9 protein-coding genes and 4 pseudogenes are annotated in these 13,347 nt (G+C 69.1%); 7 read left to right on the forward strand and 6 right to left on the reverse strand.

What is annotated here, in order from left to right; translation table 11 throughout:
* Nucleotides 1-49: 49 nt before the first annotated feature.
* On the reverse strand, nucleotides 50-553 hold the full coding sequence (locus BS83_RS01005; RefSeq protein ID WP_037599716.1) for an RICIN domain-containing protein: 504 nt from the start codon (nucleotides 551-553) through the stop codon (nucleotides 50-52).
* 345 nt (nucleotides 554-898) lie between these two features.
* On the opposite strand from BS83_RS01005, the pseudogene BS83_RS46995 reads away from it, so the two are divergent.
* The 3 genes and pseudogenes from BS83_RS46995 to BS83_RS47005 all read left to right on the forward strand — a co-directional run.
* A pseudogene (locus BS83_RS46995) lies at nucleotides 899-1,255 on the forward strand (hypothetical protein); the annotation flags it as partial.
* 245 nt (nucleotides 1,256-1,500) lie between these two features.
* Entirely contained in the window at nucleotides 1,501-1,641 is a 141-nt protein-coding gene (locus BS83_RS47000) for a hypothetical protein (RefSeq protein ID WP_232248019.1), read from the forward strand.
* A 196-nt stretch (nucleotides 1,642-1,837) separates the two neighbouring features.
* Nucleotides 1,838-1,987, forward strand: coding sequence for a hypothetical protein (locus tag BS83_RS47005; protein WP_232248020.1), 150 nt, complete (start codon nucleotides 1,838-1,840; stop codon nucleotides 1,985-1,987).
* A 472-nt stretch (nucleotides 1,988-2,459) separates the two neighbouring features.
* On the opposite strand, the gene BS83_RS01015 is transcribed toward BS83_RS47005, so the two are convergent.
* A protein-coding gene (locus tag BS83_RS01015; protein ID WP_157596645.1) for an IS3 family transposase occupies nucleotides 2,460-3,640 on the reverse strand; the annotation gives its coding sequence in 2 pieces (ribosomal slippage) (nucleotides 2,460-3,370 and nucleotides 3,370-3,640; 1,182 coding nt in all).
* 177 nt (nucleotides 3,641-3,817) lie between these two features.
* Nucleotides 3,818-4,312: pseudogene (locus BS83_RS01025) on the reverse strand (transposase); the annotation flags it as partial.
* Nucleotides 4,313-4,690: 378 nt separating this feature from the next.
* Here BS83_RS01025 and BS83_RS01030 point away from each other — a divergent pair.
* Together BS83_RS01030 and BS83_RS01035 are read left to right on the forward strand one after the other, a co-directional pair.
* Nucleotides 4,691-5,233 (forward strand): hypothetical protein, encoded by a 543-nt coding sequence (locus BS83_RS01030; protein ID WP_157596690.1) that lies wholly within the window; start codon nucleotides 4,691-4,693, stop codon nucleotides 5,231-5,233.
* Nucleotides 5,234-5,403: 170 nt separating this feature from the next.
* Nucleotides 5,404-6,552, forward strand: a pseudogene (locus BS83_RS01035) (IS701 family transposase); the annotation flags it as partial.
* Between the two features lie 613 nt (nucleotides 6,553-7,165).
* Here the strand turns inward: BS83_RS01035 and BS83_RS41135 are convergent.
* Entirely contained in the window at nucleotides 7,166-10,324 is a 3,159-nt protein-coding gene (locus tag BS83_RS41135) for an ATP-binding protein (protein WP_084713000.1), read from the reverse strand.
* A gap of 335 nt (nucleotides 10,325-10,659) precedes the next feature.
* Between BS83_RS41135 and BS83_RS48680 the strand changes: the two are divergent.
* Nucleotides 10,660-11,349: pseudogene (locus tag BS83_RS48680) on the forward strand (IS701 family transposase); the annotation flags it as partial.
* A 68-nt stretch (nucleotides 11,350-11,417) separates the two neighbouring features.
* Nucleotides 11,418-11,738: a hypothetical protein gene (locus tag BS83_RS47015; RefSeq protein ID WP_051942311.1), complete on the forward strand. Its 321-nt coding sequence runs from the start codon at nucleotides 11,418-11,420 to the stop codon at nucleotides 11,736-11,738.
* A 68-nt stretch (nucleotides 11,739-11,806) separates the two neighbouring features.
* Here the strand turns inward: BS83_RS47015 and BS83_RS01050 are convergent, their stop codons facing one another.
* Together BS83_RS01050 and BS83_RS01055 are read right to left on the reverse strand one after the other, a co-directional pair.
* Entirely contained in the window at nucleotides 11,807-12,481 is a 675-nt protein-coding gene (locus BS83_RS01050; protein WP_051942313.1) for an HAD family hydrolase, read from the reverse strand.
* 14 nt (nucleotides 12,482-12,495) lie between these two features.
* On the reverse strand, nucleotides 12,496-13,251 hold the full coding sequence (locus BS83_RS01055; protein WP_157596692.1) for an HAD family hydrolase: 756 nt from the start codon (nucleotides 13,249-13,251) through the stop codon (nucleotides 12,496-12,498).
* Between the last annotated feature and the right edge of the window lie 96 nt (nucleotides 13,252-13,347).

Here is a 13,347-nt window from a genome sequence, read left to right on the forward strand (position 1 = left end):
ATTCCCTTGGATGTTGTGGTGGATGACGGGACGGGTGGTCGGCTCGTCGCTAGGCGGGGATGACGATGAGGTCCTCGTTGTCGACGTCCTGGCAGGGGTAGAGGCGCATCTCGTTGCCCACCGCGTCGCCGCCCCATCCGTTGACGCAGGTGTGCCAGGCGCTCTTCGGCTGGATCTGGAGGCCGCTTCCGGTGTGGACCCAGTTGAACAGCCCGTCCGGGGTGGTCTCGCACTTGTACAGCTTGATGTGGTTGCCGGTCGTGTCCCCGCCCTCCCAGTTGTTCAGGCACAGGTTGTAGTCGAGGCCGCTGTGGATCTGGAAGTGGGTGCTGTCCACCCAGTAAGTCGTCCACATCTGGGCGGCGGTGCCGTTGCAGGTCCACTGCTGGACCTGCTGGCCGCTGACGGCGTTGGAGTTCGGCACGTCGAGGCAGAGGTCGTTTGCGAAGCCGAGCGGCGCGGTGGAGTTCGCGGCGCTGGCCGGGGACGCGGCCAGGCCGGTAGCGATGAGGGCGGCGCCGGCGACGACGATTGCGGTGATGCGCTTACGCATGGTGAATTTCCCCGTTTGAGATGTTGATGTCGTGAATGTTCGATCTGTGCGCCCGGGCAACTGAGACGGCCCCAGGCCGCGGCGAAAGCCGCCCAGCGAAGGCGGGAATCTCTTGGTGAAGCCGAGGACGGCGTGGTCCGCGGGCGGATCTCGCCCCGGCATCCCGATGCAGCCCGCTCAGCTCACCCTGACGTTCGCAGGCGCGCGGAATACGCGGGAGCCCCAGGGCTCCCTGCGGGAGGGCAGCCGAAAGCGGCATGCCCGGTTCGTGCATTCAAAGCTCCCCCTAAAAACTGTCCCCCGACCAGCGAAGACTGGCGGGACGGGCCGCCTCACCTTGCCGTGATGATCATACTTGCTTTGGGTGGTTGCGCTTACGCCAAGGCGCGGGCGGCGCTCCAACGTTGCCCTGGCGCCCACACAGGCCATCCACCCCAGTCAAAGAGGGGAGTCCGTCCCGGGGATCGTGAAGGTGTCGTTGGTCTTGCCCCCGACGCCTACACGGCCGGCACCCTGTCCGCCCCCGCTTCTGAGAGCGAGGAGGACGAGGGCCCACCGCAGCGCCGCCTCGGTGCCCACGACCGCGACCTGGAACTCGTCGTCGACCTGACCGCCCTGCGCCAGATCCTGCCCACTCTGCCCGAGGCCGACCGGCGCATCCTCAAGCTCCGCTTCGTCGACGACCTCACCCAGGCCCAGATCGGCAAGCGCCTCGGTTACTCGCAGATGCACATCTCCCGCATCCTGACCCGGATCCGAGAGGACGGCCTGGAAGCCGGCCATGCCCGGATTGGCGGTGACGGCCGAGGTGTAGGCGTGGGCCGGGCTCCGCGAACAACTCGACGACCAGTAGCAAGCGAACCGGAACGCGCCAGGCCAGGGTGTCGGCGGTGCGCCGTACGGAGCATTGCGCGCGGGCAGCTGCCAGCTACCCGTAGCGTGAGGGGATGTCTCTGCGTGGTGCCCCGCTCGCGCCGGCCGCCCAGACCCGCCCGATCACGGACCTCGACCGCCTGCCCCGCGGTGACCTGTGCGTGCGCTGCTCCGTCCGCTACCCGCCCGACCCGCAGTCCCCGCCCGGCCCGTGACGGCGGAGCCTCCCGGCCGCGGCGTCCCGGGCCGGACGCCGGTCCCGATGCGATCCGCACGATCACCCTGTTCTCGACTCGCCCCCTCGCCGACCGGCCGCGGGCCGCGTGTGAATGCCGCTGGTGGGCAGGTGCGGCTCATGTACGAGCTGCGCGAGCAATTCATCCCCTCGGAGGACTGCATGCCCTCGGGCATGTGGCACATCGTCGAGGAGGCTGGCTGCGTGCCCTGTGCGGGCACTCGGTCGTCGCGGACGAGCTCGCCAGGCCCCTCGCGGACCTCGCTGTCGACGTCGACTGCAGTTGCGACGTGTGCGAGCAGATCCACCGCGACATCGCCGCCTGAGGCCTGTGACCTGTGGCGTTTGCGGCCCGGAGTGTCTGGTTAGACGCGCCGTGCCGCTGGCTCTCTCGCCGACCCGGCGCCGGCGGCGGTGCCCGTGCTGGAAGGCTTCGGGGCACCTCGACATCCAGTGACTGCCGCGCCAGGTCAGGCCACCGGCCCAACCGATGTGGGTCCGGGGCCGCGGTGAGCCTACGACACCGGGCCCCGGACCGGGCCCGGTTCCACCGTCGGGCCCTCGGGGCGGACCAGCCACCGGGGGTGTAGCGGCAGGTCCTGCCCTGGCTTCACGGTGCGCTCGCGGGCATCCGCCGCGGGGCAGGCGCGTCGGGCGCATCCAGGTGAAGGGCACCCGCCGCCCGTAGTTCTTCGCCCGAACCGCCCGCGCCACCTCGGGCGCCGGCTCCGGCCACGGCTGAGGCTCCATCGACACGAACGCACCCGGGCGTTTCCCCGGGTTCGTGGACACCGGTTGTCATGCGGCAACGACCAGCGTAGTTGATCGTTGTTCGTAGGTGACCGGGCTGATCTGGCCGAGGCTGGAGTGCCGCCGCCGGGTGTTGTAGCGGGTCACCCACCGGAAGACGGCGAGTCGGGCTTCGCGGGCCCCGTTCCACCGTTTCCGTCCCTGGAGCGTCTCGCGTTTCATGGTCGCGTTGAAGCTCTCCGCGGCGGCGTTGTCCGCGCTGGTGCCCACTGCGCCGCGCGATCTGGTCACGCCGAGCTCCGCGCAGACGTGCGCGAAGTCCCTGGACCCGTACTGGGCCCCGTTGTCGCTGTGGAAAATCGCCCCGCGCAGTCCGGCTGCGCCGCGGGCGGCCGCGGCGGCCCGCAGGGCGTCGGTCACCAGGGACGTGCGCATGTGGTCGGCGATCGACCAGCCCGCCAGCCGTTTCGAGCACAGGTCCAACACCGTGGCCAGGTAAAGGAACTGGCCGCCACCGATGGGCAGGTAGGTTATGTCGCCCACGTACCTGGTGTTCGGCCTGGCCGCGGTGAAGTCACGGTCCAGCAGGTCCGGCACCGGTGTCGCCGACGGCTCGGGGATCGTGGTGCGGACCTTCTTGCGCAGGTGCAGCCCGACGATGCCGAACGTGCGCATCACGCGTTCCACGCGCTTGTGGTTAATCCGGTCCCCGGCATCCCGCAGCTCGGCGGTGACGCGCGGAACCCCGTAGGTCCCGTCCGAGTCGGTGTGGATCCGGGCGATCCGCTCGGCAAGCTCCGCGTCCGCCCTCGCCCGTTCCATGCGCGCGTCCGCGCCGGCCAGCCACCGGTAGAACCCGGACCGCGAGACCTGCATCATCCGGCACAGCCGCTTCACGCCGTAGGCGTCCCGGTGATCCTCGACGAACTGAAAGCGGCTGCTCACCAGCTGGTCTCCCGGGCGAAATACTTCGCGGCCCTGCGCAGGATCTCCCGCTCGAGCTCGAGCTCCTTCACCCGCGCCCGCAGCTGCCGGTTCTCCTTCTCCATCGCGCTCGCCTCACCGGCCCCCGGCCGGGCAGCCGCCTCCGCATCACGCACCCAGATCCGCAGCGTCTCGTGGTTGACGCCCACGTCCTGGGCCACCGACGCGTACGTACCGCCCGGCGTGGCGTGGTACAGCGCGACGGCATCGGCCCTGAACTCAGGGCTGTACTTCGACGTCCCCAACGGGAACTCCTGTTCTACGGATCCTCGCGATCCAATGATCAGGGTGTCCACGACCTGGGGGAAGCGCCCCCCACCCCTGCGGCCGGGGACAGGAAAGGAACCGGCCACACGCCAAGCCTGCCCCGACCATCAAGCCACAACCAGCCCCTTCACCGAATGGGCAACAGGGTCCGCCGCGGCCTGTTCCTTCTCGGAGTGGCAGGTGACCAGGGTCGCGTCGATGTCCAGGACCAGACCCGGCAGTTCACGCCCTCCCGCTTGTGAGCCGGGTATGGGGCGTCCGGTCTCGTCGACTTGCAGCCAGGCGACCTCGCGGGCGGTGGCCCTGGCTGCCCGCAGCGTGTTCAGGGCTGTTTCGTCGATGCCGGCCAGCACGCGCCAGGCGGTCGGGGTGGACGCGACGGTGCCGAACACGTCGGCCTGGTCGCGCAGCACGGTCAGGTCGGCGATCGCTTCGCCGCCGTCGGCGAGCATGACCGCGAGGTCCACCGCGACGCGGCCGGGGTCGTGTCCGGTCCCGCGCGGTCGCAGCCGGTGCAGGGCCTCGCTGAAGGCGCTGGTCAGCGTGGTGGCGTCGGCAAGATCCGCGAGCAGACGCGAGCCGGCGTGGCTGACCACCCCGTTCCCGTCGGCGCTGACGACGAGCTTGGGGCGAGACCGGGTAGTGTGCACGCAGAAAGTGCCTTCCTGCTGGAACGACTGGGACCTTAGACAAGCCTCATCGTTGCAGCTCAGAAGGCACTTTCGCTTTTCCGATCATGATCCGGACGCGACCCCAGATGAAACGCGCAGGTTAGCCATGTCGTCCTGGGGCAGGGGCTGGGCGGGGCAGGTGAGTAGCCAGGAGCCGCTCGTCCCGCCCGGAACCGTAACCAGCCTGCCGTACGGGCAATGGGGCTGCCATTCCTGCCCTATCGTGCACCCTTGGCCACATCCTGAATATCAGCCGGTCGCTGGGTATGCGCCCACCTCGAATCCAATCATGCGAGGTGAATCATGACTCAGCCACTATCGCACCGGCCGGCGTCAGGGCGACGGAGAGTGGTCTCCGTGCAGGACGAGCAGTACGTTCGACCAGCCCGGCGGTACAGTCCGTCTATTCCGTCGGGGTATCTGGCTCCCAACAAGGACCTGCCCTACGGCCCGATTCCTTGGAGACGTCTCTGGGCCGCCTGTGCGGCAACGGCGGTCGTGGTCGTATTGTCCGCTCCCATCGCCATTCTGTTCGTGCACGGTGTTCTGCACATCCCGGCCTTCGATGGCAAACAGGCAGCGTCCGCCCACATAACGGCAACCTCCCTCGCGCTCTGGTCGGGGCTCGCCACCATTGCCGCAGCAGCCGTGCTGACGGTCCTGCTGAGGGCCGTCCCCCGGCCGCTTCTCTTCTTCGATGCGATTGCGACTCTGGTCGCGGTGTTGATCGCTTTGCTGCCTTTCGCCTCTCGCAGCCCCGAGAACGTCCAGATTGCAAGTTCGCTGATCTATCTCCTGCTCGGGCTGGAGATCATGTTGCTGCTCTCAGGGGCGGCGCAAGCAATCCTCACACAGGTGATGCGAATCAAGGTCATCCCGCCGACCGTCGTGAGTAATTGATCAGCGGGGCTGGAATCGGCCTGGGCCTCGGCTTTTTGAGCGGATTAGTACTCCAGTGGCACTTCTCCATTTGTCCTGGTCGCAGGGCGCTTTTTGAGTCTACTGAGCTGACGTTGCGTCAGGGTAGTGGTGGATCGTGACTCACCCGATCGGGGTGCGTTGAACCAGTCATGGAGGCGGCGAGTGATGTCGAAGTAAGTCTGTGGGATGCCGAGTTGGAGTCGTTGCTGTTGCGGGTGGGCGAGCGGTTCGGCCGTGTCGAGCCGCGGCGGCGGATGCGGGACTACGTGCGCGGTCTGCTGGGTCCGGTGGGCAGGAAGAACAGCTGGCAGATAGCCGAGTACGCGGGTCATGACTCCCCGCATGGACTCCAGCGGCTGCTGTCCTGGTGCCAGTGGGATCCGGAGGAGATCCGCGACGACCTGCAGGACTACGTGGCTGAGCGGCTCGGGCAGCCGGATGGCGTGCTGATCGTCGACGACACCGGGTTCTTGAAGAAGGGCACCGTTTCCGCCGGCGTCCAGCGCCAATATTCCGGGACGGCGGGGCGCACGGAAAATTGCCAGATCGGGGTGTTCGCCGCCTACGCCTCCGCCAAGGGCCGGGCCCTGGTGGACCGCGAGCTTTACCTACCCAGATCCTGGACCGAGGATCCCGATCGGTGCCGCGCCGCCCGGATCCCCGAAGGTAAGTCGTTCGCGACCAAGCCGGAGCTGGCACGCGTCATGGTCCGGCGGGCGTTGGACTCCGCCCTGCCGATCGCCTGGGTGACCGCGGACGCGGCCTACGGGCAGGAGTGGAACTTCCGGCGCATGCTGGAGGAGGCCGGTGTGGGCTATGTCCTGGCGGTACCCAAGTCACAGCAGGTCAAGTCACCTGCGGGGAGCTGGCGTATCGATCATGTCCTGACCGGCGCCCCGGCCGAGGCCTGGGAGCGGATCTCCTGCGGGGACGGTGCGAAGGGGCCGCGAGTCTACGACTGGGCCGCGGCCAAGCTGCCCACCATCGAGGGATCAGACCCTGCCCACCACCGCTGGGTACTGGCCCGCCGCAGCCTCGCACGTCCCGAGGAGGTCGCCCACTACCTCGCATTCGCCCCTGCGGACACCAGCGTCGCACAGCTGGTCCGGGTAGCCGGCGCCCGGTGGGCCATTGAGGAGTGCTTCCAGGCAGCGAAGAACGAGTGCGGCCTGGACCAGTACGAGGTCCGCCGCTATGTCGGCTGGTACCGCCACATCACCCTGGCCATGCTCGCGCATGCCTTCCTGGCCGCCAAGACCGCCCACGCCCTCGAAAAGGGGGCCGAAGAAACGGTTCGAGCAGCCTCGTTCCCCTCACCGTGGCAGAAGTCCGACGGCTCCTGGACCTTGCCCATCCCCCCACAGCCCGGCACCGGTCACCCACGCACCGGCTCCACTGGTCCCACTGGCGCCGACGCCATCAGGCCATCGCCCGCCGCTGCCACTACCAGCGTCGCACGCACCCCGATCGGGTGAGTCACGATCCACCACTACCCTGACGCAACGTCAGCTCAGTAGACTCAAAAAGCGCCCTGTGACCAGGACAAATGGAGAAGTGCCACTGGAGTACTAAGCATCAAAAGAGCAGGCCAGAGCCACTGGTGACCCGCCGTTGAACCCAGACATCCCCCTGTCGGTGCGGCGGGCGGCCGAGCGGGACGATGGTGCCAGCGGGAGGGGCGGGAGACAGGCCTGGCCGAGGGCATGGTGGCGGGTGGGGTCAGGTTCGGAGGGTCCAGGTGCCGGCGTGGCGTTATCGGCGCTCCTGGCCCCACCTAAATCGGCCTGACCTGGACCCACGTGCGTGTTCGATTCCGGCTTGAAGCGGACCCACTTGAGACCGCTGGCACTGGTCGCCGGCGGGGCCAGCTCGAGCCGGAGGTGGCCGTGCCCGATTTGCCCTGGAGCCGCGTCAAACCGGAGAAGTAGGGCCATCTGCACCGATAACGCCATCGGCCAGGGTTGCGGGCAGGTGGGTGCGGTCGGGGAGGTGGAGTCGTCGGCAGGCGCTGTCGATGGTGGCTTGCACGGTGCGTGGGGTGGTCATCAGGGCTTGGGCGATCTGCCGGTCGGTGTGGCCGGTGGCGGCCAGGGTGGCGGCCTTGTATTCCAGGCCGGGCAGGACGGGCGCGGAAGGGGGAGGTGGTCCGGGGTCCGTGCCGATCGCGGCCAGTGCGGTGCGGGTGCGGCGGGCCAGGGCCAGGCTTCCGCATTCTTGGGCGAGGTGGTGGGCTTGGAGCAGGATGGGTCTGGCTGTGTCGGTGTCGTCGAGGCGGTAAGTGGCGGCGCCGAGCTCGTAGAAAGCGCGGGCGTGTTCGAGGCGGGCGGGGGAGCCGGCGAGAGTGTCGGCGGCCTGGTGGAGCAGGTCGAGTCCGGTGCGGCCTTGGGTGATGACGCCGAGGGTGCGCAGGCTCACGCCGACGGCTCTGGGGGTGCCCCAGGCGTGGGAGAGGTCCAGTTCCTCGCGGGCCAGGGCGAGAGCCTGTTCGCGCTGGCCCAGGGCGGCGTGGGCCAGCGCGGCTTCGGATCTCCAGGCACACGTGGCGGGGTTGCTCATCATGGTCCGCTGTTCGTGGGTCGCGCACTGCTGGAAGGTGGCCAGCGCGGCGTGGGTCTGACCCTGGGCGGCTTGAAGCTGGCCGCCGACGAGCAGAGCCGAGTAGCCCCAGTTGGTGTCGACCAGGTCGGTGCCGATGTAGGTGTCCAGGAGCCTGGCTGCTTCGTCCAGTTCCTCCCGCTCGATCATGGCTGTGATCGCCTGCTTGGTGAACGCCAGGGTGATCCGGTCTTTGCCTGCGGCGAAGGCGGGAAGGTCGGCCTGGCTGATGGCCAGGGCGACCGGGATCTGCCCGCGGCGGTTGGCGATCATGCTGTGCCCTAAGGCGGCGAAGGTGGACAGGAACGGCGAGCCGTGGCGGGATCCAAGGTCGGCGTATTGGCCGTAGTGCACCGCTGCATCGTCGAGCCGGTCGGTGGCCACCAGGCCGGTGCAGGCGTAGCCGAACAGCATCCTGGCCGGTCCGTCGATGAGGCTGCCGCCGCGCAGGGCCCGGTCGATGAGGTCATCGGTGGCCGCGGCGCTGGCCTCGCCGGACATCGCCGGGATGACCAGGGTCGCCAGGACGGTGCGTTCGGCCGGGGTGTCGCCGGGCAGGTTCAGGCGGCGCAGGCGTTCGGCCCACTGCCGGGCGTGCGCGACGGTGGAGGGGTGGTCGTAGCCGGTGAGGACCAGTTGGGCCTGCAGCCGCCACGAAAGCTCACGTCCCGGGGTGCCGGTCTGCTCCAGGTCGGTCACGGCCCGCGCGAGCACGTCCATGGCCTGGTCGTGGCTGTCTTGGAAGAACAGTGCGGCGGCCAGGGACGCAGCGGTGTGAGCGCGCTCGATTGGGTCGGTGGTCGCGTCCAGGGCCCGGGTCAGGTGCGCTGCCGCGGCTCCCGGGTCGGTTGCCACCTCCTGTTCGCCGAGCTCGGCGAACACCCGGGCTCGTGCGCGGGATTCGGGGCACTCGTGGACCGCCCGGCGCAGGTAGGTGGCGCCTGCCTGCGGTGCGCCCCGCCGGGCGGCGGTACGGGCAGCCTCGCGCAAGGCCTCCACCCGCCAGGCCTCGCCGGTGGGTTCGGCCTGCAGCAGGTGCGCGGCTATCACCTCACCGGCGGTGCCGTCCTCGTACAGGATCCGGGCCGCGCTGGCGTGGGTGCGCGCGAGCTGCTTGGCACTCACGATCGACTCGATGATCATCGTGCGGATCAGGGGGTGGGTGAAACGGACGGTGTCAGCTGGCTCCAGCACGCCGATCCGGACTAGAGCTCGGGCATGCTCGGCGGTCTCGGCCTGCCCCATACCGCCCAGGTCCGCAGCCAGACCCCATCGGGCCCCGTCCGGTAGGGCGACCAACACCCTGGCCAGGGCCACGGTCGCCTCATTCTGACGGGTCAGGCGCTTGAGTACGGTGGTGGCCAGGACGCGCCCGTGCAGATGCGCCACCCGGTGGATGTTCTCGCCGGTCGGTTCGATGTGGTTCTCGCCCAGGGTGCGGATCAACTCCCGCAGTAGCAGCGGATTGCCGTCGGTCGCACGCGCGCAGGCCCGGGCGAATGCCTCGTGCGCCTGCTGGCCCAGGCCGGCGCACACCAGGTGTGCGGCGCTGTCGTGCGACATAGCGGGTAGGTCCACCAGGTGGCAGTCCGGTTGCCCCGTGATCTCATCGAGCACGGCCTCGGCGTGCGCATGGGCGGTGGGCCGGGCGGCCAGGACCAGCAGCACCGGCAGGCCCTCGAGCCGGCGGGCCAGGTAGGCAAGCCATCGCAGGGATGCAAGGTCCGCCCAGTGTGCGTCGTCGACCACCAGCGCGAGTGGGCCGGCGTCGGCGGCATGCACCATCAGCCAGTACAGCCCATGCATGACACTGATCTGCGCATCCGGCAGCCCCGCAACCGAACCTTGATCATCCTCGGGGGCCAGGATCCGGGTGGCCAGATGCGCCGGGCCGCTAAGCAGGTGATCGCGGTCGGTCTCGCCAGTGTTGCCCAGCACCGCTTCGGCGAGCTGCCGGGCAATGGAGAAGGCGAAGTCGCCCTCCAGTTCGCTGCCGCAGGCCCGCGTCACCTGCATGCCCCGTGTGCGCTCGCGCTCGGCCCAGACCTTCAGCAGCGAGGTCTTCCCCATGCCGGCGCCGGCCCGCACCAAGGCCACCCGCCCGCGCCCGCTGCGGGCGACCGAGGCTGCTTCTTCCAGTACCGCCAGCTGTCCGTCACGATCTAGCAGGCCGGAGCCCGCCGCCGCGTCACCGGCGACGGGGACGGCTACCGGACCGGTGCGGCTGGCTGCCAGGAACGCGGCGGTCTGGGTTTCGGTCAGCCCCAAGGCCGAGGCCAGCATCTGCACTGTGCGGCTCTGCGGGCGTCCCCGACGACCATGTTCCAGGTCGCGGATGGACCGTGCGGCAACTCCGGCGGCCTCGGCGAGTTCCTCCTGTGTCAGTCCCGTGGCCCGGCGCCAGCCCAGCAGCAGCTCACCGAATGCCGTCACCCGAACCCATCCACTGACTAGGCCTCCCACGCGAACCAGCACCCGGCGCCGTGCACCGACAGGACGCTACTTGCTGGTAACTATTGGGACTCTACCGGCAGTCGGCCCAGCCGTCACTGCTGGAAGCGCCTGCAGGTGCGCAGTTTCGTCCGGTGTTTCGGCCGGTTGTTCTTCCTGGTGTTCCGTGTGGCCCTTTGGTCTGACACGGCAGCTGTAGTTCGTGACCTGGCGGGTGTCCGTGCTGGTCGGCTGGGTGATGTGAGTCCGTGGGATGTCGGTGGCCGCCGTGATCACGACGGGTTGTGACGCGCGATCATGACACGGCGGCCTCGGCCACGATAGCGCCCGAGCGGTTACGGGGCTGGCTCGGGGACCTGATGGGCCGGTTGGCCGGGTGCTTCCCGCGGCGGGAGACCCGTGGGACGTTCAACGAGCTGACCCAGGGCCTGCTGACGGAGCTGGACGACGTGAACTGCTGGACCCTCGCGGAGGCGGTCGGCCACAGCGGTCCGCACCGGCTCCAGCACCTGCTCTCCCGCGCGAGCTGGGACGACCGGCAGGTCCTGGACCGGGCGGCGGCCTGGGCGGTCGAGGCGCTGGACGACGGCGAAGGGATCTTGATCGCGGACGAGACCGGGGACGCGAAGTCCTCAACGGACGCGGTCGGCGCCGGCAACCAGTACTCCGGCTCACTGGGCGGTGTCGGGGTCTGCCAGGTCGCGGTCCACCTCTCCTACGCCACCAGCCTCGGCCGCACCGTGATCGACCGGGCCCTGTACCTGCCCCAGGGCTGGGCCGCAGACGAGGAGCGCCGTGAGCTGGCCGGTGTCCCCGAGGAGGTGGTCTTCGCGACCAAGCCCGAACTGGCCGCCGCGATGCTCACCCGGGCCGTGACCGAGCACCAGGTCAAGGCGGGCTTCTTCGCCGCCGACGAGGTCTACGGCAGCCGCGCCCTGCGCTCCACCTGCCGTACGCTCGGACTCGGGTACGTGATCGCGGTCCGCACCAACCACAGGGTGACCACCCGGGGCGGGACCGTGACCTGCAAGGAAGCGTTGCGGCTGATTCCGAAGCGGGCCTGGCAGCGGATGCGGACTGGCACCGGTTCAAGGGCGCCCGCGACTACGACTGGGCCATGCTGGAAGTGGTCGCCGACGACACTCCCGAAAGGCAGCCCGACCGCGGGATGTCGGTGCTGCTGGCCCGCCGGCACCGCTACACCGGCACCGTGTCGTTCTTCCGCTGCTGGTCACCGGCCCCGGTCCCGCTGGCGAAACTCGTGCAGGTGGTGTGCTGCAGGTGGCGGATCGAGGAGGACTTCCAGACCGCCAAGAGCACCACCGGCCTGGACAAGGGCCAGGTCACCACCTGGATCTCCTGGCATCGACCTCGATTGTTCAGCTGGGAATGCGGGCTGACGGCTCAACAGCAGATGGGTGCCCCTGGCCTGCGATGATCTGATTGTCGAGATCAAGAACGTCGCACTGCAAGGGGCACCCTGAGGGTGAAGGCTAAGGGGCACTCTCATGGTTCTGTGTCATCGATACCGGTGTGCGTCCGTCGTACGAGGTGGGCGAGGTCGGTGAGGTCGTCGAGGATCCAGGCGGCGCCAGCCTGCCGGAGTTCGCCAGCCCGGTGGGAGCCGGTGGTCACCGCAATGCCGGGAATGCCCGCGATCTTGGCGGCCTGCATGTCCAGGACATGGTCCCCTACATACACCGCGATCCGGTGGGCGGTCATCGGAGCTGCTTTCTCCGGGCCTGTAACCCCACCCACCACGGCCGCCGTGCTGAGGCCGCATACGGTCAGACATCTGCGGGCGACCTGCGGGATGCGAGAGGTGATCACGACCAGGCGGCGGCTTGCCGCGGTGACGGCGTCCGCCAGGTCGCCAGCCCCCGGCAGGGGCCGCAGAAGGTGGATTCCTTCACTGAGGAAGCAGTCACGGAAGACCTCAACGGCCTGGGGGATGCGTTCCGGAGCCACCCAGTGGGCCAGTTCCTGGCGGATGGGCGGTCCCAGACGTGCCACGAAGGCGTCCACATCGATCGTTTCACCGCACCTGCGGTTCACCGCCCGCAGCGCGTGGGCCGTGGCCGCCCGGGTGTCGAGCAAAGTCAGATCCAGATCGGCACCGAGCGCCCCGGCGCGCCGCAGGGCCTCCCGTACGTCCGCAGGCTCGTGCTGGTACCGCGCCATGCCCGCGCCCTCTTTCAGCGTGTGGGCGCGGAGGGGATGCTGGGGCTCGCAAATGCGGCTGTGCTCCGGCTGGCGGGGGGTGCTGCCGACCTGTTCGTTTGGCTTTTGATCTGCCGGACCGCGGACTTGAGACCAGTGCCGTCGGGGGCCACGAGGATGCCGGGGATGCCTGCGGCGTGGGCTCCGGCGATGTCGGCAGTGGGGTTGTCGCCAACCATCCACACCCGCTCAGGGTGCCCGGCCTGCTGCAGGGCCGCCTCGAAGATCCGTGGGTTCGGTTTCTCCCACCCGGTGAGCGCTGAGTTGACGACGGCTTCGAAGTAGGGCCGCAGGCCGAGGGCTTCCATCAGGGCGTCGAGCTCGGGGACGTGGTTGCTGACCACGATGTGCCGCCATCCGGTCCCCGCCAGCTCCTCGAGCACGGCGACGGTATCTGGGAAGACCGTCCAGCGCGTGGGGTCGGTGTAGCAGCCCCGCACCAGCTCAGCTGCTTGGCTGGCGACGGCTGAGCCGACGCCTGTCCGGAGGTACGCGTTCAGCAGGACCGGTCGCAGTGCGTCCCACCACAGGTCGGGGGTGTCCAGGGAAGGATGCCCGGCATCCGGGTCATGCCAGGGGAAACCCTCGTTCAGCCATTGCCCGACGTCATCGCCCGTCACCCCGTGTCCGGGGGACACCGCGGACAGCGCCTCCACAAGACAACCCCGCCACATACCCTGACGGGTCGCCAGCGTCCCGTCGAAATCCCACAACACGACGTGATCGGTCATGATCTGGATCCTAAGGGACCCAGAAACCCGGCAGATGATCACCCCCGCCCTCGCCCGAGGGGTGCGGGAAGAGCGGCTCTGTTCCGTAGTCGGTGG

The organism is Streptacidiphilus rugosus AM-16 (assembly GCF_000744655.1).
Lineage (GTDB): Bacteria > Actinomycetota > Actinomycetes > Streptomycetales > Streptomycetaceae > Streptacidiphilus > Streptacidiphilus rugosus.

Excerpts from the sequence above, each read along its gene's own strand:
- BS83_RS01005 (WP_037599716.1), bottom strand. The coding sequence starts at position 553 with ATGCGTAAGCGCATCACCGCAATCGTCGTCGCCGGCGCCGCCCTCATC.
- BS83_RS47000 (WP_232248019.1), top strand. The coding sequence starts at position 1,501 with ATGTCTCTGCGTGGTGCCCCGCTCGCGCCGGCCGCCCAGACCCGCCCG.
- BS83_RS47015 (WP_051942311.1), top strand. The coding sequence starts at position 11,418 with ATGCTGGAAGTGGTCGCCGACGACACTCCCGAAAGGCAGCCCGACCGC.
- BS83_RS01050 (WP_051942313.1), bottom strand. The coding sequence starts at position 12,481 with ATGGCGCGGTACCAGCACGAGCCTGCGGACGTACGGGAGGCCCTGCGG.
- BS83_RS01055 (WP_157596692.1), bottom strand. The coding sequence starts at position 13,251 with ATGACCGATCACGTCGTGTTGTGGGATTTCGACGGGACGCTGGCGACC.